Source organism: Streptomyces sp. NPDC059850 (genome assembly GCF_042731515.1).
GTDB lineage: Bacteria > Actinomycetota > Actinomycetes > Streptomycetales > Streptomycetaceae > Streptomyces.
In genome coordinates this window covers 1-21,697 of the sequence record NZ_JBHWJI010000021.1, presented here as the reverse complement: position 1 = coordinate 21,697, position 21,697 = coordinate 1, and the positions used below count along the sequence as shown (strand labels likewise).

The 21,697-nt window shown below is 72.6% G+C and carries 19 protein-coding genes; 16 read left to right on the top strand and 3 right to left on the bottom strand.

All coding sequences use genetic code 11. The annotated features are described in order from the left end of the window. Positions 1–133: 133 nt before the first annotated feature. From ACFV9T_RS19235 to ACFV9T_RS19185, 11 genes are all read left to right on the top strand, one after another. A complete protein-coding gene (locus ACFV9T_RS19235; protein WP_385441765.1) occupies positions 134–493 on the top strand; it encodes a hypothetical protein in 360 nt (119 codons plus the stop codon). After that, positions 490–1,329: a hypothetical protein gene (locus tag ACFV9T_RS19230; protein WP_385441763.1), complete on the top strand. Its 840-nt coding sequence runs from the start codon at positions 490–492 to the stop codon at positions 1,327–1,329. Before ACFV9T_RS19235 ends, ACFV9T_RS19230 begins: the two co-directional genes overlap by 4 nt. Before the next feature lie 109 nt (positions 1,330–1,438). Further along, complete coding sequence (locus ACFV9T_RS19225; protein WP_385441760.1) at positions 1,439–1,828, top strand: roadblock/LC7 domain-containing protein; 390 nt, start codon at positions 1,439–1,441, stop codon at positions 1,826–1,828. A gap of 85 nt (positions 1,829–1,913) precedes the next feature. Then, positions 1,914–2,690, top strand: coding sequence for a GNAT family N-acetyltransferase (locus ACFV9T_RS19220; RefSeq protein WP_385441757.1), 777 nt, complete (start codon positions 1,914–1,916; stop codon positions 2,688–2,690). 52 nt (positions 2,691–2,742) lie between these two features. Continuing rightward, positions 2,743–3,102 (top strand): MmcQ/YjbR family DNA-binding protein, encoded by a 360-nt coding sequence (locus ACFV9T_RS19215; protein ID WP_385441756.1) that lies wholly within the window; start codon positions 2,743–2,745, stop codon positions 3,100–3,102. Between the two features lie 166 nt (positions 3,103–3,268). Next, on the top strand, positions 3,269–3,709 hold the full coding sequence (locus ACFV9T_RS19210) for a hypothetical protein (RefSeq protein WP_385441754.1): 441 nt from the start codon (positions 3,269–3,271) through the stop codon (positions 3,707–3,709). A 144-nt stretch (positions 3,710–3,853) separates the two neighbouring features. Further along, positions 3,854–4,117 (top strand): hypothetical protein, encoded by a 264-nt coding sequence (locus ACFV9T_RS19205; RefSeq protein WP_385441752.1) that lies wholly within the window; start codon positions 3,854–3,856, stop codon positions 4,115–4,117. A gap of 124 nt (positions 4,118–4,241) precedes the next feature. Further along, a complete protein-coding gene (locus tag ACFV9T_RS19200) occupies positions 4,242–4,772 on the top strand; it encodes a GNAT family N-acetyltransferase (protein WP_385441750.1) in 531 nt (176 codons plus the stop codon). Positions 4,773–4,926: 154 nt separating this feature from the next. After that, entirely contained in the window at positions 4,927–6,435 is a 1,509-nt protein-coding gene (locus ACFV9T_RS19195; protein ID WP_385441748.1) for an ABC transporter substrate-binding protein, read from the top strand. After that, the gene (locus ACFV9T_RS19190; RefSeq protein WP_385441747.1) at positions 6,432–8,216 is read left to right on the top strand and encodes an ABC transporter permease subunit; all 1,785 of its coding nucleotides are present in this window, start codon (positions 6,432–6,434) and stop codon (positions 8,214–8,216) included. The genes ACFV9T_RS19195 and ACFV9T_RS19190 overlap by 4 nt, the downstream gene beginning before the upstream one ends. Positions 8,217–8,328: 112 nt before the next feature. Beyond that, the gene (locus tag ACFV9T_RS19185; RefSeq protein WP_385441746.1) at positions 8,329–9,789 is read left to right on the top strand and encodes an aldehyde dehydrogenase family protein; all 1,461 of its coding nucleotides are present in this window, start codon (positions 8,329–8,331) and stop codon (positions 9,787–9,789) included. 13 nt (positions 9,790–9,802) lie between these two features. Here the strand turns inward: ACFV9T_RS19185 and ACFV9T_RS19180 are convergent, their stop codons facing one another. Beyond that, complete coding sequence (locus tag ACFV9T_RS19180) at positions 9,803–10,702, bottom strand: LysR family transcriptional regulator (protein WP_385441744.1); 900 nt, start codon at positions 10,700–10,702, stop codon at positions 9,803–9,805. 203 nt (positions 10,703–10,905) lie between these two features. Here ACFV9T_RS19180 and ACFV9T_RS19175 point away from each other — a divergent pair, with 203 nt between their 5' ends. From ACFV9T_RS19175 to ACFV9T_RS19160, 4 genes are all read left to right on the top strand, one after another. Continuing rightward, the gene (locus tag ACFV9T_RS19175; protein WP_385441742.1) at positions 10,906–12,288 is read left to right on the top strand and encodes a M20 family metallopeptidase; all 1,383 of its coding nucleotides are present in this window, start codon (positions 10,906–10,908) and stop codon (positions 12,286–12,288) included. Positions 12,289–12,362: 74 nt separating this feature from the next. Then, positions 12,363–13,691, top strand: coding sequence for an MFS transporter (locus ACFV9T_RS19170; RefSeq protein WP_385441740.1), 1,329 nt, complete (start codon positions 12,363–12,365; stop codon positions 13,689–13,691). 62 nt (positions 13,692–13,753) lie between these two features. Then, positions 13,754–14,872 (top strand): PP2C family protein-serine/threonine phosphatase, encoded by a 1,119-nt coding sequence (locus ACFV9T_RS19165; RefSeq protein WP_385441737.1) that lies wholly within the window; start codon positions 13,754–13,756, stop codon positions 14,870–14,872. A gap of 31 nt (positions 14,873–14,903) precedes the next feature. After that, positions 14,904–17,441, top strand: a complete 2,538-nt coding sequence (locus ACFV9T_RS19160; RefSeq protein WP_385441736.1) for an ATP-dependent Clp protease ATP-binding subunit — start codon at positions 14,904–14,906, stop codon at positions 17,439–17,441. A 20-nt stretch (positions 17,442–17,461) separates the two neighbouring features. On the opposite strand, the gene ACFV9T_RS19155 is transcribed toward ACFV9T_RS19160, so the two are convergent. Then, positions 17,462–18,643, bottom strand: a complete 1,182-nt coding sequence (locus tag ACFV9T_RS19155; protein WP_385441734.1) for a CapA family protein — start codon at positions 18,641–18,643, stop codon at positions 17,462–17,464. A 277-nt stretch (positions 18,644–18,920) separates the two neighbouring features. Here ACFV9T_RS19155 and ACFV9T_RS19150 point away from each other — a divergent pair, with 277 nt between their 5' ends. Next, complete coding sequence (locus ACFV9T_RS19150) at positions 18,921–19,772, top strand: class I SAM-dependent methyltransferase (protein ID WP_385441732.1); 852 nt, start codon at positions 18,921–18,923, stop codon at positions 19,770–19,772. On the opposite strand, the gene ACFV9T_RS19145 is transcribed toward ACFV9T_RS19150, so the two are convergent. Next, positions 19,741–21,624: a Xaa-Pro dipeptidyl-peptidase gene (locus ACFV9T_RS19145; RefSeq protein WP_385441729.1), complete on the bottom strand. Its 1,884-nt coding sequence runs from the start codon at positions 21,622–21,624 to the stop codon at positions 19,741–19,743. The two genes, ACFV9T_RS19150 and ACFV9T_RS19145, sit on opposite strands and share 32 nt — an antisense overlap. Positions 21,625–21,697: the final 73 nt, after the last annotated feature.

Sequence of the window (21,697 nt, the reverse complement as noted above, 5' to 3'; positions counted from 1 at the left end):
GCCCGGTCCCGGTTGTTACCAAAGCTGTCGCCAGACGATAGCGCGGGAACCATAACTAGTAGCTGAGTGGTCCAAGTTGTGCAAGATGATGCTTAAACTAACGTGCCTGATGGTACGCAGCGAAAGGTCACAGGTGAACGCAGCCGAAGCCGCGCTCTCCGGAGCGCTCGCGTCTCCGGGAGTGGTGGGCGCCCGTCTGGTGGACGCGGTCACCGGGCTCCACTACGCCACGGTGGGGGACGCCGATGCCGTCGGCCAGGGCGAGGAACTCGCCGAGGCGGTCAGTCTGATCAGCGACCGGCTGAACCAGGCCGGTGCGGCGGGCGAATTGGAGAGCGTGGTCGTCACCAGTACGCGCTTCCACCACATCACCCAGGTCGTGCCGCGCGGCCAGGACCCCCTGCTGCTGTGCGCGTCGGCCGACCGCGACCGCACCAATCTCGCCCTCGCCATGCGGCACATGGCCGACCAGGCGAAGGCCGTACTGACATGAACGACGACACCGCCAGCCACCGCAATTCGCCGCGCAACGTCCCCGGCCTGCTGCTTTCGCTCCAGCAGGATCGTTTCAGCGGAGCCGTGACCATCTCCGGCTCGATCGGCGGAACGATTCATCTGCACCACGGCGCCATCCGCGCGATCGAGACCCCCGGAGCGCCCACCGCGGAGGCGCTGCTGCTGAAGTCCCGGCGGATCGGCGAACCGGAGTGGGACGCCGCCTGCACCGCGGCCGGTCCCGGCGGACACCTCGACGCGACGCTCGTCGAACAGGGCCACATCGGCGCCGCCGAACTCGAAATCCTCTGCGTGGGCGCCCTCTACGACGCCGCCTTCGCGATGGCGCTCAGCACCCCTGACAGCTGGCAGGTGGACCCGGACACCCCGGGCCCCCGGCTCAGCCACCGGGAGGGCACCGACCCCCGGCGGCTCACCGAGGAGACCAGCCGCCGGGTGCGGATGCTGGCCAAGTCCCTCGGCTCGGCACGGGAGTTCGGCCAGCAGCGGGTCCGGCCGTCCGCCCGCGCCGCCGCCGGGACCGGGCGGCTCTCCACCCGCTACCGCGACATCCTGCTCAGCGCCGACGGACGCCGTACGCCCCGGGACATCGCGTTCGCGCTGGGCCGCGGCGTCTACGCGGTGATGCTCGACCTCTCCCGTATGCAGGCGCTCCAGCTCATCCAGCTGGAATCGCCGCGGCCCCCGGCCACGGCGCCCCGCGTCGCGCCCCGCGACCCCACCGCGGAACCGCCGCGCGCCCCGGCGGCCCCCACCGGCGGCGGACTGCCCAGACGCACCCCGGCCGACCGGCGGCCGCAGAGCGCAGGCTGATCCCGCGACGGACACCAACTTCCACGGACGCGGGCGTCCGTGGGGCCCATTCCCCGTGGGAACACCGCGGGTTTCAGGAGTTCCACCGGAGTCCTAGGAGGACCCTCCCATGACCAACCCCCCACCCGCCGCCGGTGCGCAGTCCGGCGACCTCGTCAAGGAACTGACCGGTCTGCGCGGGCAGGTCCTGGGCATCTCCGAGAGCATCATCGCCACCGCCGACGGGCTGCTGGTGGCCGCCGACACCGCCGATGTGCAGCCGGAGTCCCTGGCCGCCCTGTCCGCTGCCTCGCTCGCGCTGGGCAAGCGCTCCGCCGCCGAAGTGGGTCTTGGCAGCCTGCGCGAGGTGGTCACCCGGTGCAACGGCGGCTACAGCGTCGTCCTGGCCGTCGGCGAACAGGCCCTGCTGGTGATCCTCGGTGACGAGGGCCTGGACCTGGCCGCGCTGCGCCGGGAAGCCCCGGCCGTCGTGGAACGGCTGGGCGGCCTGCTCTCCTGACGCCAGCCACCAGGCCATTCGGCGGGCAAGTGGTTCAGCCAGTAATCCAGTTGCCGGGTCTGGACCGCCGGTGTTGGGTGACCGGATGGACCTTGAGGCGATACGAGAACTGTTCGACCGGCAGCTGAGACAGGGGGCAGGGCCCGACGGACCCGGGACCCTGCTCGAGCGCGTGGACGGGGTGGTACGGCAGACCGGCGCCGCCGACGACTGGAACGGTGTCCGCTGGTCGGACCTGGACGTGTCCACGGCGGACGCGGCCATAGCGGCGCAGATCCGGCACTTCACCGCCCGGGACCGCGCCTTCGAGTGGAAGCTGTACGCCCATGACCGCCCCGGCGACCTCGGCGGGCGGCTCACGGCGGCCGGTTTCGCCGCCGAGCCCGAGGAGACGGTGATGGTCGCGCCGGTGCGGGGGCTGCCCACCACCGACGATCTCCCCGAGGGCGTCCGGCTGCTCCAGGTCACCGACGCCTCGGGGGTGGACCTCATGGTGGACGTCCACGCGCGGGCGTTCGGCACCGACAGCGATCACCTCAGGCACCGGCTGCTCACCCGGCTGCGCGAGGCACCGGACACGGTCGTCCCGGTCGTCGCCCTGGCCGGTGACCGGCCGGTGAGCGCCGCGCGGATGGAACTGACCCCGGGAACGGACTTCGCCGGGCTGTGGGGCGGCGGCACCGTGGCGGAGTGGCGCGGCCGGGGCCTCTACCGGGCGCTGATCGCGTTCCGCGCCCGGATCGCCGCCGAGCGCGGCTACCGCTATCTCCAGGTCGACGCGTCCGACCAGAGCCGCCCGATCCTGGCGCGGCTCGGCTTCGCGACGCTGACCGCCACCACGCCGTACGTGTACGGAAGCTAGTCTTCCGCTCGCCCCGGTGGCGTTGTCGGTGGGGTGCTCTACCGTCATTGCCATGATCACGTCTGACGATGTCCGCCGGGTCGCGCTGTCGCTGCCGCAGACGACCGAGAAGATCGCCTGGTCCATGCCCACCTTCCGGGTCGCCGGGAAGATGTTCGCCACGCTCCCCGAGGACGAGACCTCGATGGCCGTGCGCTGTCCCCGGGTGGAGCGGGACGAACTCGCGCTCGCCGAGCCGGAGAAGTTCTGGATCGCCGACCACGAGGCGAGTTTCGCTTGGGTGCGGGTGCGGCTCGCCGCCCTGGAAGACCTCGACGAGCTGCGGGACATCCTCGTCGACTCCTGGCGGCAGGCCGCGCCGAACGCGCTGCTCGACGCGCTCCCGGAGCCCGGCGCGGCGACCACGGACTGAGGCCTCCCCGGAGCGCGCCTCCCTCGGCACACCTCACCGGAATGTGCTGGTATGTGCGTTCGAGGAGGTAACCGACACGGGTGAAATGCCGGACTCTTTCGGGCTATCGGAGTGCTGCCTTCCGCTCTTCGCGGTTCTCTGGAAGGAGACCACCGAGGGAGGCCGCATGGTGCACGGCCGCGATACGAACCGCCGCGCTACTCCCGGTCGGCCGTGCACCGTCCTGATGGTCGCGCTGCTGGCGATCACCCTGCTGCACGGTCTGCTCTCCCTCGGCGCCGTCCATCCGCCGCCGCCCTCCGTGAACCACTGCGGACCCGGTGTCCTGTCACCGGCCGCGTCGCCGGAGGAGGGCGATCCGTCCGACCCGCGTCCGGCCGCCCGCGCCGCCCACGAGCTGGGCCGCCACCCGGCCGGTCATCCCGGGAGCGCCTGCGCCACCTCGGTCGGCTCCCACCGCTCCCTGCCCACGGCGCCCCTGCACTTCGCCGTCGCCGTCGTCCGCGCCCGCCCCGCGGACCGTACGACGGGCCCCGTGGTACCCGGCTCCGCCGTCGAGGCCACGCCCCGTCGGCTCCCCGCACGGGACGTCGTCCTGCGCTGCTGAGCGGGGACCGGGCCGTATCGCGTCCCCCGAACCCTCCCGCATCCCCCGCATCTCCCGTATGTGCCGCCGCACGGGCGGAGCGCGGGTGCGGTACGGCCTGCCCCGGATCAGCCAGTCGCCGTCCGACACCGCAGGAGCCCCCGCATGCCTATCGACGTCTATGCCGCCATGGGCGCACTGGTCCGCGCCGAAGCCGCGCGCCCGTCCGCCGTCCCCGCCCAGTCCGACGCCACCACGCCCCCGGTCGAGCCGCCCGAGGCCGCCCCCGTGGCCACACCCCACGACCCCGCGCCGCCCGGCGCCGCGCTGTCGTCCCGTACGGCCGCGCCCGGCCCGGTGCGGCGCCGCACCGGGTTCCTGGAGGCCCTGCGCATGGCGTGGCGCAGTGTGTGGGGGATCTGCCGCTGACGGACGCGGTCCCCGCAGGTCCCGGCGCCCTGGCCACTGGTCGGGGCGCCGGGACCTGACGTCGACATGGCGCTGCGGCCCGGCCGGTTGATGGCACCCCGGGGTTATTGCGTACGATCTGCAGGTGCATGAAATAAGCATCAGGACCGCGACAGCCGACGACCTCGACGCCGCCCGTGGCGTGATGCTCGATACCGTCTACCGCGACTTCGGGACGGGGTACGTGCCGCGCTGGCACGCCGACATCATCGACCCCGACGCCGCCTATCTGCGCTCGCCTCGGCACACGCTGCTGGTCGCGGTGGACGAGAAGGACGGGACGGTGGCCGGGACCGCGGCCCTCGACTCCCGGGGTCCGGCCCATCCTCCCAACCCCGCGTGGCTGGCGGAGCGGTATCCCTCGGGGGAGACCGCCCAGCTGCGCCGGGTGTACGTGCGGCCCGAGTACCGCCGCCAGGGGCTGGCCCGCCGGATGGTGCGCGCGCTGCTCGACTTCGCGGCGGCCGAGGGCGGATACCGCGCCGTCTATCTGCACACCGATCCGGGCGTGCCCGGTGCCGAGCCGTTCTGGCGGTCGCTGGGGAAGGCCGTGTGCGACGAGCGGGAGGAGCCCGGGGGCAGCCGGGTCCTGCACTTCGAGGTCCCCATGGCTTGACCACCCCATGGCCTGACTTCATGGCCTGGCCCCATGGCTTGACCTCATGACCTGATCTCGTGCCCCGGCCTCCAGGGTGCGGGATCATCGGGCTACTGGAAATGATTATCGTGTAATCTCTTTGTCCTCCCAGCGCAGTACCTGGAGCTGACCCATGCCCCCTGTCCGTCGCCGGATGGCCGCCGCCCTGCTGCTCGTCCCGCTGCTCACCGGCTGCTTCGCCTCCCCGGGCGGCACGGCCTACGACGCGACGGGCGGCTCCGGTGTCGGAGGCGGCGGACGGCTGCGGGTCGCGATGGCCTTCCCGCCCGCCGAGCGCTTCTCCCCGTACGGCGCCGACGCCACCCTGCTCAGCAGGCTCGGCGTCACCGAGGGCCTGACCCGCCTGGACGGCAACGGCTCCGCGTCCCCCGCGCTCGCCGAGTCCTGGACCCAGGAGGGCCCCCGCGACTGGGTGTTCACCCTGCGCGAGGCCCAGTTCCAGGACGGCGCCGACGTCACCCCCAAGGCCGTCGCGAACGCCCTGAACCGCGCGGCGCACGCCGACCCGGTGCCCGCCGCGCTCTCCGGGGTCAAGCTCACGGCCGAGGCGGCGGGGAAGCGGCGGGTCCGGTTCACCACCTCGACGGACTACCCCGCGCTGCCGCTCACGCTCTCCAGCCCGAGCCTGGCCATCCTCTCCCCGAAGGCGTACGGGAAGAAGGGCAACCCCGACCCGGCGGGCACCGCCACCGGACCCTTCACCCTCGCCCGGTCCACCGGCACCGCCCGGGCCACCCTGAAACGCTTCGACGACTACTGGGGCGGCCTCGCCCACGCCTCAGGGCTCGACGTCCGCTTCATCGCCGACGGCACCGCCCGCACCAACGCGCTGCGCACCGGCGAGGCGGACATCGCCGAGGCCGTTCCGGTCTCCCAGGCGGCCACCCTCGACAAGCCCGCCGTCCGGGAAGTCCCCACCGCCCGCACCACCGGCCTCTTCCTCAACACCCGCTCCGGCCCCTTCGCCGACCCGAAGGTCCGCGCCGCCGTCCGCGAGGCCACCCAGCCGGGCGTGTTCGCGCGGGGCGTGTACGAGGGCCACGCCGACCCCGGGCAGGGCGTGTTCGGCCCCGCCCTCTCCTGGGCCACCGGCGACCACCCCGCGCCCGCGGGCCGCGCCTCGGCCGCGCGCGTCAAGGACACCTCGATCACCCTCGGGACGTACGACAACCGGCCCGAACTGCCCGAGGCCGCCCAGGTGGTGCAACAGCAGCTGAAGAAGGCCGGATTCACGGTGAAGCTGCAGGTCCGGGAGTACTCCCGGCTGGAGGCCGACGCCCTCGCGGGCAAGTTCGACGCCATCGTCGCCGCGCGCAACACCATGCTCGACACCGGCGACCCCGTCTCGTACCTCGCCAGCGACTTCACCTGCGAGGGCAGCTACAACCTGGCCGGGCTGTGCGACAAGGCCGTCGACCGGGCGGTCGCCAAGGCCGACTCCCAGGCCGACATCGCCGAGCGGCACACCGCCTCGCTCGCCGCCCAGACCGCCATCATGCGCACCGACGCCGTCGTACCCCTGGTCCACCAGCGGATCATCCACGGCGTCGGCACCTCGGTACGGGGAGTGGAACTCGACCCGTACGAGCGCACCCTCATCGGCCCCGGTACGCACCGGTGACCGGCATACGCCGCACCGCGGCCACCACCCCGGACGGACGGTCCACCGCGCTCAGCGCGGTGTGGCGCGCCGCCCTCGCCCTGCTGCTGCTGTGCGGCATCGGCCTGCTGCCCTGGCTGTCCCGGACAGACCCCGCCCTCACGGTGCTCAAGGCGCGCGGCGCCGAACGTGACCCCACCCCCGAGCTGCTGGACGCCATCCGCCGCGACATCGGCCTGGACGCCGGGCCGCTCAACCTCCTCGGCCGGTGGCTCGGCGGCCTGACCCACGGCGACGCGGGGACGTCCTGGCTCTCCGGTACGGATGTGGCCCCGATGGTCGCCCAGGCACTCGGCTGTTCCCTGCTGCTGATGGCGGGGGCCCTGGTGGTCGCGCTGGCCACGGCCGGCGCGGTGTGCGCGCGCACCCTGTGGCTCGGCTCGCGGCGGCTGCCGCTGCCGCGCGGCGTGGGAAGTGGTGGCGCGTTCCTCGCCGCGCTGCCCGAGTTCCTGACCGCCTCCGTCCTGGCCGCCGTCATCGGGGTGCGGCTCGGCTGGCTGCCCGCCGTCGGCTGGTACGGATGGCCCTGGCTGCCGCTGCCCGCGCTCGCGATGGGTGTGCCCGTCGGCGCCGCGCTCGGCCGCATCCTGGACGACGTCCTGCCCGGCGCCTTCGCGGAGCCGTGGGTGCGGGCAGCCGCCGCGCGCGGCATGCCCGCCGGGCGCATCGCCCGGCAGACGCTGCGCCGGGCCGTCCCCGGAGTCCTGCCCAACCTGGGCCTGTTCGTGGTCGGCTTCACGGGCGGCGCGGTCGCTGTCGAGCAGGTCTTCGACATCCCCGGGCTCGGGCGGCTCACCCTCCAGGCAGCCCTCGCCCAGGACCTGCCGGTCCTCCAGACCGGAACCCTCGTGCTCATCCTGTTCGCCACCGCAGTCGGCGGAGTGGCCCGGCTCATGGCCCGGCTGCTGCTCGGCCCGGCGCTGCGCGACGGTGAACTGCCCTCCCTCCACCGGCCGTTCGGGCGCCCCGCCCGCGCGCTCCCGCTGCTGTACGGGGCCGTCCTGCTGGCCGTCGTCGCCATCGGCGCGCTCCGCGACCCGATGGCGCTGGACCCCATGGCCCGCCTCGACGCCCCGTCGTGGCAGCACCCGTTCGGTACGGACGCGCTCGGCCGCGATCTGCTGGCCCGGGTGGGCCACGGCGCGCTCACCACCCTGGCCCTCGCCGCCGCGGTGAGCACCTGCGCGCTGGCCGTGGGGCTGCTGCTCGGCATGGTGCCCCGGCTGTCCGGCGGGCTCGTCGAGACCGCCAACGCGGTCCCGCCCGTGCTCGCCGGGCTGCTGGTCGCGGGCACGGCCGGGGCCGGTCCGTACACGCCCGCGCTCGCGGTCGCCGCCGTCGCCTGGGCGCCACTGGCCGCGCACACCGCGGCCCTGCTGGGCCAGGAGCGCGCCGCCACCCACCTCGCCGCCACCCGCGCGCTCGGCGCGGGCCGCCGCCACCTGCTCCGCCGCCATCTGCTGCCCGCCGTGCTGCCACCGGTCGCGCGCCACGCGCTGCTGCGGCTGCCCGCCGTGGCGCTGGCACTCGCCTCCCTCGGCTTCCTGGGCCTCGGCGCCCAGCCGCCGTCCCCCGAGTGGGGCCGCCTCCTCGCCGAGAACCACCCCTACGCCGAACGCGCGCCCTGGGCCGTGCTCTACCCGGCCGCCGCGCTCGCCCTGCTCGGGGTGGTGGCGGTCACCTCGGCCGGGGGAGTGCGGTGGCCGGGACGGCGGAAACGGCGGTCGGCCGCGCTCGATTGACATAGATTGACATAGCTCGAAACGGCGGCGGAGACTGGCGCGCACACCCGCGATGAACCCAAGTTCACTGCGCGCACAGGCTGTTCGGCACGCGACCACGAAGGACACCGGAATGACCATCACGCGCGACCTGCTGATCGGCGGCAAGGACACTCCGGCCGCCTCGGGCCGCACCGCCGACGACCTCAACCCCTACACCGGCGAGGTGTACGCCACCGTGGCGGCCGGCGGACCCGAGGACGTGGCGCGCGCGGTGGCCGCGGCCGACGCGGCCTTCCCGGACTGGGCCGCGATGGCCCCGTTCGCGCGCCGGAAGATCTTCCTCACCGCGGCGGACCTGCTGGAGTCCCGCGCCGCGCAGGCCGCGGAGTTCATGCGCCACGAGGCGGGCGGCACCGCGCCCTGGGCCCACTTCAACGTGGCGCTGGCCGCCAACATCCTGCGCGAGGCCGCCGCCGCCATCACCGCGCCGCGCGGCGATGTGCTCAGCGCCCAGGAGGCCGGGGCGCTGGGCCTCGCCGTGCGGGAACCGATGGGTGTCGTCGCCGCCTTCGCCCCGTGGAACGCGCCGGTCATCCTCGGTGTCCGCTCGGTGGCGGCCCCGCTCGCGGCGGGCAACACCGTGGTCATGAAGCCGAGCGAGGACGCGCCGCTCGCCTGCGGGCTCTTCGTCGCCGACGTCCTGCGCGACGCCGGGCTGCCCGACGGGGTGCTCAACGTGGTCACCAACGCCCCCGAGGACGCCGCCGAGGTGGCCGAGGCCCTGATCGCCGACGAGCGGGTACGGATGGTGAACTTCACCGGATCCACCGGCGTCGGCCGCGTCATCGGCGCCCACGCAGCCCGCCATCTCAAGCCCGCCATCCTGGAGTTGGGCGGCAAGAACGCCATCATCGTGCTGGACGACGCCGACGTCGACTACGCGGTGGACGCCGCCGCCTTCGGCGTGTTCATGAACTCCGGCCAGATCTGCATGTCCGGCGACCGCATCCTCGTCCACGAGAGCCTCGCCGAGGAGTTCACCGCGAAGTTCACCGCCAAGGTCGCCGCGCTGCCCTGCGGCGACCCCGCCGATCCGACCACCGTGGTCGGCCCGCTGGTCCGCCCCGAGGCGGCGCAGCGGGTGGCGGCGCTCGTCCAGGACGCGGTGGCCAAGGGCGCGGCCGTGCTCACGGGCGGCACAGCCCCCGAGGGCTCCGTCCACCCGGCCACCGTGCTGAGCGGGGTCACCGAGGACATGGACCTCTACCACGCCGAGGCGTTCGGCCCGGTGTGCGTGGTCGCCACCTTCGCGGACGACGATGAGGCCATCGCCTTGGCCAACGCCACCGACCACGGGCTGACCTGCGGCATCATCACCGAGAACGGCACGCACGGGCTGCGGGTGGCGCGCCGTATCCGTACCGGCATCGTGCACATCAACGACCAGTCGGTGGCGGACGAGCCGCAGGTTCCGTTCGGCGGCATCAAGCAGTCCGGGTACGGGCGCTTCGGCGGCCGCTGGGGCATCGAGGCGTTCTCCGACACCCGCTGGATCACCCTGGCCACCCAGCACGCCCACTACCCGTTCTAGGCGCGCTTGTCGGTCACGCCGTCTCCAGTCGCCCGATCAGATGGTCGAGGAAGGCGGAGACGGCGGCGGGCAGGGTGCGGCGGGCCATGGACTGGATCTGCACGCTGCGCCGTGACAGCTCGGGGTTGGACAGGGGCACCGCGGCCAGCCCGTCGGCCTCCAGCCTGCCCCGGTAGGTCAGATATCCGGCGAGCGTCACACCGCCGTTTTTGCGGACGAATCCGTCCAGCGCCCCGGAGTAATTGCTGATGAAGGTGGGCTCGAATTCCAGGCCTTCCGCGGCGACGCAGATATCGAAGAGCTGCCGGACCGTCGTGCCCTGTTCCATGAGCGCCAGCGGGTAGGGCAGCAGATCGGCGAGCGCGATCTCGTCCCGTTTCGCAAGCGGATGACCGGCGGGCATCAGGGCGTGGATCGGATGCGTTTGCGCGTATTCCACCCTGATGCCCTCCTCGGGGCCCAGCGAATACGTGAGGGCGAGATCGGCGGTCCCGTCCCGGACCTCCTGGGTGGCGCCCGACGGCGAGGTGACCCGGAGCCGGAACCGCACCCCGGGATGGCTTTCGCGGAACGTGACGACCGCCTCCGGCAGGACGTCCCGGCCGAAGCCCTCGGACCCGGCCAGTCGGATGGTGCTGCGGTAAGGACCGCCGAGTCCGCGCAGGTCGGCGACGATCTGCTCGGACTCCAGACGACTGCGCCGGGCGTACGCGGCGAGCAGTTCACCGGCTTCGCTGAGCACCATGCCGCGCGGCTGCCGCTCGAACAGCGGGACCCCGATGTCGTGCTCCAGCCGGGCGATCCGGCGGCTGATGGCAGAGGCCGCCACATGCAGCCGCGCCGACGCCTGGCTGATGGAACCGGTGTGCGCGACCTCCAGGAAACAGCGCAGCGAGGTCCCGGACAGGTGCATGCCGGGTGACCCTACCCGCCCGGCCGCGCACCGGCGAGGTCAGGGGCCGCATTGCCGCGCGGGCAACGCTGCCTTCTCGGACCGACAATTGTGCCTCCAAAGCGACCTCACTAGCCTTCTGTCGGCATACCGGTGTCCTGCCGGAATTCATTTCCCCGTCAGGTGAACCCCGCCAAGTGAACCCCGCGACAGGAAGGCCCTCGGTGACGCGTTCAGCGGCAATTCAGCACGCCTGCGACTACTTCGACTCCGGTACGTTTCTCGCGGATGTGTCACGACGGGTCGCCCTCCCCACCGAAAGCGGCGATCCGGCGTCACTCCGCCCTTTGCGGACGTATCTCGAAGAGGAAATCGTCCCGGCCGTCGAACGACTGGGCGCCACCGCCCGCATCGTCGACAACCCGGCCCCCGGCCACGGCCCCTTCCTGGTGGCCGAACGCCACGAGGGCGAGGGCCTGCCGACCGTCCTCACCTACGGACACGCCGACGTCGTCCCCGCCGAGCCGGACCGGTGGCGCACCGGCCTCCACCCGTGGCGCCTGGTGGTGGAGGGCGAGCGCTGGTACGGCCGCGGCGCAGCCGACAACAAGGGCCAGCACACCGTCAACCTGGCGGCCCTGGAACACGTCCTGCGCGCCCGCGGCGGCCACCTGGGCTTCAACCTCAAGGTGCTCATCGAAACCGGCGAGGAAGTCGGCTCCCCGGGGCTGCGCGCCCTCTGCGCCGATCTGCGCGACGACCTCGCCGCCGATCTGCTGATCGCCTCCGACGGCCCCCGGGTCCATGCGGAGCGCCCGACGCTGTTCCTCGGCTCACGCGGCGGCGCGGGCATCACCCTGCGGGTGAACCTGCGCGAGGGCGCCCACCACTCCGGCAACTGGGGCGGGCTGCTGCGCAACCCCGCCACCGTCCTCGCGGGCGCGCTGGCCACCATCGTGGACGGCCGCGGCCGCATCCTGGTCCCCGCGCTGCTGCCGCCCGCCATCCCGGACGCCGTGCGGCGGGCGCTGGCCGACATCCCGGTCGGCGGTGGCGCCGAGGACCCGGCCATCGACGAGGGCTGGGGCGAGCCCGGGCTGACCCCGGCCGAGCGGCTCGTCGGCTGGAACACCTTCGAGGTGCTCTCGCTCGGCGCCGGAAACCCGGACGCCCCCGTGGGCGCCATCCCCGGGGCCGCCGTCGCCCACTGCCAGCTGCGGTTCGTGGTCGGCACCGACGTGGCGGACCTCGGCAAGGTCCTGCGGGACCACCTCGACCAGCACGGCTACCCCATGGTCGACGTCGAGGTGGGCCGCACCATGGCCGCCACCCGCACCGACCCCGACCACCCCTGGGTGCGCTGGGCCGCGGGCTCGGTGGAGCGCACCACCGGGGCCCCGCCCGCGATCCTGCCCAACCTCGGCGGCACCATCCCGAACGACGCGTTCGCCGACGAGCTGGGCCTGTGCACCGTATGGGTGCCGCACTCCTATCCCGCCTGCGCCCAGCACGCGCCCGACGAGCATCTGCTCGCGCCACTCGCCCGCGAAGCGCTCCAGATCATGGCAGGCCTGTTCTGGGACCTCGGGGACACGGACCGAGCCTGACACCACCCGGACCCGACACCACCCGGACCCGACACCACCCGGACCCGACACCGCGCACACCCCTGGAGCCCGCCTTGGACGCGACGAACCCCGGCACCACCGCAGCCTCCGAGGCGACACCTCCCGCTGGCCCCGCCGGTCCCGACACCCCGGTCAAGCCGCATCGCGTCATCATCGCCGCGTCGGTCGGCAACGCCCTCGAATGGTTCGACGTCGCGATCTACGGATTCTTCGCCGCCACCATCGCCAAGCTGTTCTTCCCGTCCACGGACGACACCGTCTCGCTGCTGCTGGCCTTCGGCACCTTCGGCATCTCGTACCTGGTACGCCCGCTCGGCGCCGTCGTCCTCGGCCGGTACGCGGACCGGGTCGGCCGCAAGGCCGCGCTGATGCTGTCGATCAAGCTGATGATGCTCGGCACCCTGCTCATCGCGGTCATGCCCACGTACGCGACCATCGGCCTGACCGCACCGCTCGGCATCCTGCTCGCCAGGCTCATCCAGGGCTTCTCGGCGGGTGGCGAATTCGGCAGCGCCACCGCGTTCCTGGTCGAGCACGCGCCCCGGATGCGCGGCTTCATGTCCAGCTGGCAGTTCGCCAGCCAGGGCGTCAGCACCCTGCTCGCCGCCACCTTCGGCACCGTGCTCTCCAGCACCCTCACCACAGGGCAGCTGGAGTCCTGGGGCTGGCGGGTGCCGTTCTTCTTCGGCCTGCTCATCGGGCCCGTCGGCTACTTCATCCGGCGCTACGTGGACGAAGCCCCCGTTCTCGCCGAGGACGCCGAGGACACCGGGACCGGACACGGCCCGGTGACGGAGGTGCTGCGCCACCACAAGGGGCGGGTCCTGCTGGCCGTCGCCGCCCTCGCCGTGTCCACCGCGATCACCTACCTGATCACCTACATGCCGGTCTTCGCCGTCAAGGAACTCGACCTGCCCGCCTCCACCGGGTTCGCCGCCACCATGGTCACCGGCGCCGTCCTCACCGTCGTGACTCCCCTGGTCGGCCACCTCTCCGACAAGACCGGCCGGATCCGCGTCATGGCCACCTCCGCCGTGCTGATCCTGCTGCTGATCCGTCCCGTGTTCGCCTTCCTGGTGGCACACCCCGGATTCGGCGTGATGCTCACCGTGATGTTCCTGATCGGCCTGCTGAAAGCCGGATACTTCGGGGCGCTGCCCGCGCTGCTGTCCGACCTGTTTCCCCGCTCCAGCCGCGCCACCGGGATGTCGATCAGCTACAACCTCGGTGTGATGCTCTTCGGCGGAACCACCCCCGTAGTGATCGTCTGGCTCGTCGATGTCACCGGCGACAAGCTCGCCGTCACCTGGTATTTGACCGCTCTCGCAGCCCTCAGCCTGGCCGCCGTGGCCATCGCCCGCCGCCGCCTCGGCATCCGGTGACCGAGGGACGTGTGACGAAACGGGGGTGGCGCGGGAGGCCGGGAGAGGCGTAAGTAGTAGATGTGGATATTCGGCAGGGTCCCCCGGAACTCGGCCGGCCAGGGCAGACGGGCAGACGTGCCCTGGTCGCGATCCCCCTGGCACTCATCGTCCTGATCGTGCTGGGCGACGTGTTCGGCCCCGCGAGCGTCCGGCTCAGCCCGCTGCTGATCGCCGCCCCCGCCATGACCGCGTCCTTCGCCGGACCGCTGCTCACCGGCAGTATCGGCCTGGTGGCGGTGGGCGCCCAGATCGGCATCAACGCCGGGCAGGACCGGCTCACCGCGCCCAACCGGATGGCCGAACTCTTCACCCTGATCCTCGTCTCCGCCCTCATCGTGCTCTTCCGCACCGTCCTCGACCGCCACGCCCGCGAGCTGAGCCGGGTCCGGGCGGTGGCCGACGTGGCGCAGAAGGTCCTGCTGCGCCCGCTGCCCGACCGCGTCGGACCGTTGCGCATCGCCTCCGTGTACCTGGCCGCGGAGCCGGGCGCGGAGATAGGCGGCGACCTGTACGCGGCGGCGCGCACCTCGTACGGCACCCGCCTGATCATCGGCGATGTGCGCGGCAGCGGGCTCACCGCCGTCGCGGACGCCTCCCTGGTGCTCGGCGCCTTCCGCGCCATCGCACACTGGCCCGTGCCGCTGCCCGAACTCGTCTCCCACCTGGACGCCGCCCTGTCCGCGGAGCGCACCGAACCCGCCGACCGGGCGCCCGGGGCGGGGGAGTCGTTCGTCACCGCCGCCGTCCTGGAGATCCCCGACGACCAGCCGGTGGTACGGATGGTCAACTGCGGACACCCGCCGCCGTTCCTGCTGCGCGACGCCACCGTCAAGGCCCTCGAAGGCCGCGCCCCCGCCCTCCCGCTTGGCCTCGGCCACCTGGCGGCCGGCCGCTACCGGGTCGAGGACTACCCGTTCGAACCGGGCGATCTGCTGCTCCTGTACACCGACGGTGTGATCGAGGCACGCGACGTCGACGGCACCTTCTACCCGCTCACCGAACGGCTCCAGACCTGGGACGGAGACGGCCCCCGGGGGTTCGTGGACCACCTGCGGCGCGACCTGCTCGCCCACATCGGAGGCCACCAGGGCGACGACGCGGCCCTGGTCGTCCTCGAACGCCGCCACCCGGAAAGCTGAGCATCGCGCGAACCACCGCTAAAGTAGTGATATGGGCAGCGGGAACGATGGCCCTGACGACTTCGGGCCAGACCCACTCGGCGACTTCCTCGCACGTTTCCTCGGAACCGGGCCCGGCGGGCAGCGGTCCGACCGCCATGTCGACTTCGGCCGGCTCATGAGCGAGACCGCACGCCACCTCGTCTCCTCCGCCGCGTCGTACGCCGCTGAACACGGCAGCACCGACCTCGACACCGAACACCTGCTGCGGGCGGCGCTCAGCGCCGAACCGACCCGCACCATGGTCTCCCGCGCCGGGGCCGACCCCGACCGGCTCGCCGCCGAGATCGACCGGCAGGCGGGGGACGGCCCGCCACGCGGCTCGGTCGCCGTCACTCCCGCCGTCAAGCGGGCGCTGCTCGACGCCCACGAGATCGCCCGGGCCCGCGGCTCCTCGTACATCGGCCCCGAACACGTACTGATCGCCCTCGCCGCCAACCGGGACTCCACCGCCGGGCAGATCCTCCACGCCGCCCACTTCGAACCCCGCAGCGGGCCCCCGGCGGGCCGTCCCGCCCCGGTCCCCGGCGCCGACCAGCGGCCGGTGGCGGACCGCCGTGGCACCCCGACCCTCGACCGGTACGGCCGCGATCTGACCGACCTGGCCCGGGAGGGCCGCGTCGACCCGGTGATCGGGCGCGACGAGGAGATCGAGCAGAGCATCGAGATCCTGGCCCGGCGCGGCAAGAACAACCCCGTCCTGATCGGCGAGGCGGGCGTCGGCAAGACCGCCGTCGTCGAGGGGCTGGCCCAGCGCATCGCCGACGCCGACGTGCCGGACATCCTCCTCGGCCGCCGCGTCATCCAGCTCGACTTCGCGGGCGTCGTGGCCGGGACCCGCTACCGAGGCGACTTCGAACAGCGCCTCACCGCCATCATCGACGAGATCCGCGCCCACTCCGACGAACTCATCGTCTTCATCGACGAACTGCACACCGTCGTCGGCGCGGGCGGCGGCTCCGAGGGCGGCACCATGGACGCCGGAAACCTGCTCAAGCCCGCCCTCGCCCGTGGTGAGCTGCATGTCATCGGCGCCAGCACACTCCAGGAGTACCGCCAGTACATCGAGAAGGACGCGGCCCTCGCCCGCCGCTTCCAGCCCATCATGGTCCCCGAACCCACCCCCGCGGCCGCCGTCTCCATCCTGCACGGGCTCCGCGACCGCCACGAGGCACACCACCAGGTCCGCTACACCGACGAGGCGCTGTTCGCGGCCGTCGAACTCGCCGACCGCTACCTCACCGACCGCTTCCTCCCGGACAAGGCCATCGACCTGATGGACCAGGCCGGGGCCCGGGTACGGCTGCGCTCCAGCGCCCGTGGCACCGATCTGCGCGCCCTGGAGCGCGAGGTCGAACAGCTGACCCGCGACAAGGACCAGGCCGTCGCCGCCGAGCAGTACGAGCGCGCCACCTCGCTGCGCGACCGCATCGCCGAACTCGGCGCCCGTATCACCGAGGGCTCCGGCGCCCAGTTCCACGGCTCCCGGGTCTCCGAGGTCACCGTCGAGGACATCGCCGACATCGTCTCCCGGCAGACCGGCATCCCCGTCAGCAGCCTCACCCAGGAGGAGCGCGAGCGGCTGCTCGGTCTCGAAGAACACCTCCACAAGCGGGTCATCGGCCAGGAGGAGGCCGTCGCCGCCGTCTCCGACGCCGTACTGCGCTCCCGGGCCGGACTGTCCGACCCCCACCGCCCCAGCGGCAGCTTCCTCTTCCTCGGCCCCACCGGCGTCGGCAAGACCGAACTCGCCCGCGCCCTGGCCGAAGCGCTCTTCGGCAGCGAGGACCGGATGGTCCGGCTCGACATGAGCGAATACCAGGAGAAGCACACCGTCAGCCGCCTCGTCGGCGCGCCACCCGGATACGTCGGCCACGAGGAGGCCGGACAGCTGACCGAGGCGGTGCGCAGACAGCCGTACGCGCTGCTGCTCATGGACGAGGTGGAAAAGGCCCACGCGGACGTGTTCAACATCCTGCTCCAGGTGCTCGACGACGGCAGGCTGACCGACGCCCAGGGCCGCACCATCGACTTCAAGAACACCGTCATCGTCATGACCAGCAACCTCGGCTCCGAGGCCATCACCGGGCGCGGCGCCGTCCTCGGCTTCGGCGGTGGCGACGCCGAGACCGACGAGGCCGCCCGCCGCGAGCGGGTGCTGCGCCCGCTGCGGGAACACTTCCGGCCCGAGTTCTTGAACCGCATCGACGAGATCGTGATCTTCCGCAGGCTCGCCGACGAACAGCTGCGCCAGATCACCGATGTGCTGCTGGAGGAGACCCGCCGCCGGATGCGCGCCCAGGACATCCCCCTCGACTTCACCCCCGCCGCGGTCGACTGGCTGGCCCGCCACGGGCATCAGCCGGAGTACGGCGCCCGCCCGTTGCGCCGTACGATCCAGCGTGAGGTCGACAACCCGCTCTCCCGGATGCTGCTCGGCGGCGAACTGCGGCCGCACAGCCCGGTCGAAGTCGACGTGGAGAACGACGCGTTGGCGTTCCACATCGAGCAGGAGCCCGCGGCCACGTGACCGTCAGGTGGTCCTGAGGGTCAGCGCCCCATGGTCAGGCCGTCCTTCCGCGCGCCCCGGCTGAGGACCGCTTCCCGGATGGTGGACAGGGCGTGGGTGTAGTGGCTGTTTCCGGGGCTCTTCTCCAGCGCCCGGGGGAGATTGACCACGGAGATCGGATCATTGTCCACGGCGTGCGGAACGAACTCCGCCTTCGCCACCTCCCACGGCTTGCCCTCGGCTGTGGGCGGGGTGAACGTGAAGCGGGCCGCCGAGCCCATCTGCCCGCGCTCGTCCGGCATGATGCCCGCGACCTGGTCACCCATGCCGTAGACCACCCAGGTGCCGTTGACCTTCTCGTACGCCTGGGGCACATGGGCGTGGGTGCCGATGATGAGGTCGATGTCGCGGCGGCCGTGGCTCCGGGACGCGGTGAGCTTCTTGGCCAGGGACAGCTGGAGCTTGTCCGGCGCCTGCTGCCACTCGGTGCCCCAGTGCGTGGACACCACGACCACATCTGCCCCGGCACGGCGGGCGGCCCGGGCGTCCTTGATGATGCGCTCGGCGTCGATGAGGTTGACGAGCCAGGGCTTCCCCTCGGGGACCGGGATGCCATTGGTGCCGTACGCGTAGGCGAGCTGGGCCACCTTGGCGCCACCGGCGTCCATGAGGGCCGGGGTGGCGCTCTCCCGGGCGGACCGGCCCGATCCGGTGTGCTGGACACCGGCCTTGTCCAGGGCGTCGAGGGTGCGGGTCACGCCGTCCGTCCCGGCGTCCAGCGTGTGGTTGGAGGCCGTGGAGCAGGAGTCGTAACCGAGCTTCCTGATCGCGTCGGCGATCTGGGGCGGGGTCTTGAACGTCGGGTACCCGGTGAACGGTCCGCCGGACGCGCCGTACACGGTCTCCATGTGGCAGATCGCCAGATCGGCCCGGGCGACCACGGGCGCCGCACCGACCAGCATGCGATGGAAGTCGTAGCCCTCACCGCCCGAGTCCGCGCGGGCCTGGCGGATGACGGAGGCGTGGGCGAGGAGATCACCGGTGGCCACCAGGGTGAACTTCTTCTGCGGCTCGGCGCGGGCCGCACCCGCTGTCTCGGAGGGCTTCTGCTCGGCGTGGCCGGTGGTGGCGGGGCCGTCACCACTGCCGCATGCGGTTGCGGCGGCGGTGGCGAGCAGGATGGCCGCGAATATCGCCGTTCGGTGACGTCGGGGAGGGAACACGTTGCACTCCGCACTCACGAGGGGCAAATGGGTGGATTGTCGTATTTATATGCACGACAAAAGATCACCCAGCGGAGCGGTGCCGAGCTTCACCGGAACGGCAGACCGGAAGTACCCGATGAGCCCTCTCGAACCCTTGCGGTACGGACATGAGATCGACGTGACATCGCGGGGCGGGCGCACTCGTCCCGGAGGCGTCCGCGGTGGGACGATGGGTCCCCGTGCGGCGGAGCGCGTCCCGTGCGCGCCGCGGCGGAATCCTGGGGAGGGACGCTCCATGCAGGTCGGCGAGCCCAGTATCACCGCCCGCGCCGCCGCCGCGTTCCGCGCGGCACACCAGCGGCTGGAGGGCGGCAGAGTGTTCAGAGATCCGCTGGCCCTGCGCATCCTCGGCCCGGACGCCGACCATCCGGTCCTCGCGGCGGCGTTCGACCCCGGGCGGGAGGCGATCCGGCTGGGCGTGGCCGCCCGGGCGCGCTTCGCCGAGGACGCGGTGGCGGCCGCGGTCGGACGCGGCGTACGACAGGTGGTGATGCTGGGAGCCGGGCTGGACACCTACGGCTGCCGCGCACCCCAACGGGCCGCAGGATTACGGGTGTTCGAGGTGGACCACCCCGCCACCCAGGAGTGGAAGCGCGACCGGCTGGCCGCCGCCGGGATCGCCGTACCGCCCTCGCTGACCTTCGCCCCGGTCGACTTCGAACGCCAGGGCCTGGCCGACGGCCTGGCGGCGGCGGGGTTCGACCCGGGCCGCCCGGCGTTCGTCAGCTGGCTCGGTGTCGTCCCGTATCTGACCCGGGCGGCGGTGCTCGACACCCTCGGCTTCGTCGCTTCCCTGCCCGGCGGCTCCGGAGTGGTGTTCGACTACGGGGAGCCGCCGAGCGCGCTGCCACCGGAGCAGCGCGCCATCCACGAGGCCCGCGCCGCCTGGGCCGCCGAGGCGGGCGAGCCCTTTCTCAGCCACTTCACGCCCGGTGAGATCGCCACCCTGGCGGGCGGCCTGGGGCTGACCGTCGCGGAGGACATCCGCTACGGCGAGCTGGCCGCCCGGTACGGGGGTGGCGCGGGGGATCCGTCAGCGGGGGTGGGCGCGCATCTCATCCACGCAGTGCGGCCATCGGCACGGTGACCCGGCTGGCGGCCAGATCGACGGTCACCTTCGCCCCGGTGGGGTCCTCGAAGTAGAGGAAGTCGGCGTCGGTGCCCGCGAGGACGAGGCCGAGCCGGTGGCCGGGCTTGACCTGGTAGTCGCCTGGCAGCGTCTGCCAGGTGACGCGGTAGGACGTACCCGGGGTCAGCGGTTCTGGTGTGGTCAGCGAGTGGCGGTTCTGCGCGTCCATCCAGCCACGGGCGATCACCTCGGAGGGGGCGCGCACCGTCACATTGGCCGTCTTCTTGTAGCACGCGTCGTCCGCGTCGGTGCTCTCGCCGTGGCAGGACTCCTCGGTGAGCCCGCGCAGTCCGTCGTGGATACCGTTCAGGGGATCGTTGCGCGCCCAGTCGATGCGTTCGTCCTCGCCGTAGTCGACCAGCAGCGCGGTGAGGTTCGACGTCGGCTTGTCGAGCGTGACCTTCAGATCCACGGTGGGGGTGCCCGAGATCCGTACGCCGGGGCGCAGCGGCTCGGTGAGGAACGCGAGCCGGCCGGGCCGGGCGGTGGCCGGGTCGGCGGTGAGGTCCGCCTCGCTCAGCTTGAGATCGGTGAAGGTGCCGGTGCCGGCGGCGGGACGGAGCGTCAGCGAGCCGTCGGCCACCGGGTGCAGGGACGCCGCGGAGGTGCGGGCGGGCCAGTCGGCCTGGGTGGTCCAGGTGTCCGGACCGGTCTGCAGGTCGACCCGGGGCTCGGTCATGATGCCGTTGCGGATGCCGTGCAGCCAGTGGTCGAACCAGCGGTGCACGGTGTCGACCCAGCGGGCGCGCCGCCCGGGCCAGTCGAACGGGTCGGTGTGGCCGTAGCGTCCGAGCCACAGCTTGCGCGGTACGTCGCGCTCGGCCAGCGGGGCCCACCAGTCGGCGAACTGGTCGATCCGCACGTTGGGGTCGCTGAGGTCGTGGACGGCGAAGACGCTCGCCCGCACCTTGTTCACCTGGGGAGCCGGTGGCGCGAGGTAGTCGCGCTCCTTCCAGTGGGCGTTGTAGTTGCCGGTGGCGTCGTCCTCGCCCGCGCCCAGGCCGTCGCGCACCGCCTGGCATGTGGCGGGCGGGTCGGAGTCCAGCGAACCGGCCAGCCAGGGGCCGAACCCGTTCCAGTGCTTGGCGCCGTTCGTCCGGGCGAACTCGTACCAGGAGCTGATGCCGGAGATCGGGACGATCGTCTCCAGCCCCTTCACCCCGGTGCCCGCCACGGCGTTCGCCATCGTCCCCTCATAGGAGTGGCCGATCATTCCGGTCTTGCCGCTCGCCCACGTGGCCTTCGCCTCGCTGCCATCGGCCCGGTAGGCGGTGGCCCGGCCGTTCAGCCAGTCGATCGCCGAGGTGGCGGCGGCGACATCGGCCTTGCCGCCGATGGTCGGGCAGCCGTCGGATCTCCCGGTGCCGGTCACGTCGACGTCGACGACGGCGTAGCCGCGGGGCACGAAGTAGTTGTCGTAGAAGAGGGGAAACTTGATCGGGGTCGGGTCGCCAGCGTCGTCGTAGGCCTTCTTCTCCGCCTCGAAGCCCCGGCCGACGGTGTCGTTGTACGGGCTGGCCAGCATGATGGCCGGGACCTTGAGACCCTGCTCCGTCTCCCGGGGCCGGATGATGTCCACGGCCACACGGTCCTTGGCGCCGTCGCCGTCGCTGTCGACGGGGGTCTGGACCATGACGTGTTCCCGGACGGCGTCCTGGTAGGAGAACACCGGCTGGGTACGGCCATCGGACACGGTGACCGAGGGCGTGGCGGAGGGGCGGGCCGCGGCGGGCCCGGTGGCGATGGCGGCGAGGGATGCCGATATGGCTACCGCGGCGACCGCGGCCCCTCGCCATCGTGGTATGAGCACGCGGTCCTCCTGATCGCATGGGGCCTGTTCCGACGAAGGGGGGTGCCGGACCGATGGACAAGCGGTCCGGCAC

Excerpts from the sequence above, each read along its gene's own strand:
- ACFV9T_RS19225 (WP_385441760.1), top strand. The coding sequence starts at position 1,439 with ATGACCAACCCCCCACCCGCCGCCGGTGCGCAGTCCGGCGACCTCGTC.
- ACFV9T_RS19150 (WP_385441732.1), top strand. The coding sequence starts at position 18,921 with ATGCAGGTCGGCGAGCCCAGTATCACCGCCCGCGCCGCCGCCGCGTTC.
- ACFV9T_RS19205 (WP_385441752.1), top strand. The coding sequence starts at position 3,854 with ATGCCTATCGACGTCTATGCCGCCATGGGCGCACTGGTCCGCGCCGAA.
- ACFV9T_RS19160 (WP_385441736.1), top strand. The coding sequence starts at position 14,904 with ATGGGCAGCGGGAACGATGGCCCTGACGACTTCGGGCCAGACCCACTC.
- ACFV9T_RS19215 (WP_385441756.1), top strand. The coding sequence starts at position 2,743 with ATGATCACGTCTGACGATGTCCGCCGGGTCGCGCTGTCGCTGCCGCAG.
- ACFV9T_RS19195 (WP_385441748.1), top strand. The coding sequence starts at position 4,927 with ATGCCCCCTGTCCGTCGCCGGATGGCCGCCGCCCTGCTGCTCGTCCCG.
- ACFV9T_RS19220 (WP_385441757.1), top strand. The coding sequence starts at position 1,914 with ATGGACCTTGAGGCGATACGAGAACTGTTCGACCGGCAGCTGAGACAG.
- ACFV9T_RS19185 (WP_385441746.1), top strand. The coding sequence starts at position 8,329 with ATGACCATCACGCGCGACCTGCTGATCGGCGGCAAGGACACTCCGGCC.
- ACFV9T_RS19210 (WP_385441754.1), top strand. The coding sequence starts at position 3,269 with ATGGTGCACGGCCGCGATACGAACCGCCGCGCTACTCCCGGTCGGCCG.
- ACFV9T_RS19230 (WP_385441763.1), top strand. The coding sequence starts at position 490 with ATGAACGACGACACCGCCAGCCACCGCAATTCGCCGCGCAACGTCCCC.
- ACFV9T_RS19180 (WP_385441744.1), bottom strand. The coding sequence starts at position 10,702 with ATGCACCTGTCCGGGACCTCGCTGCGCTGTTTCCTGGAGGTCGCGCAC.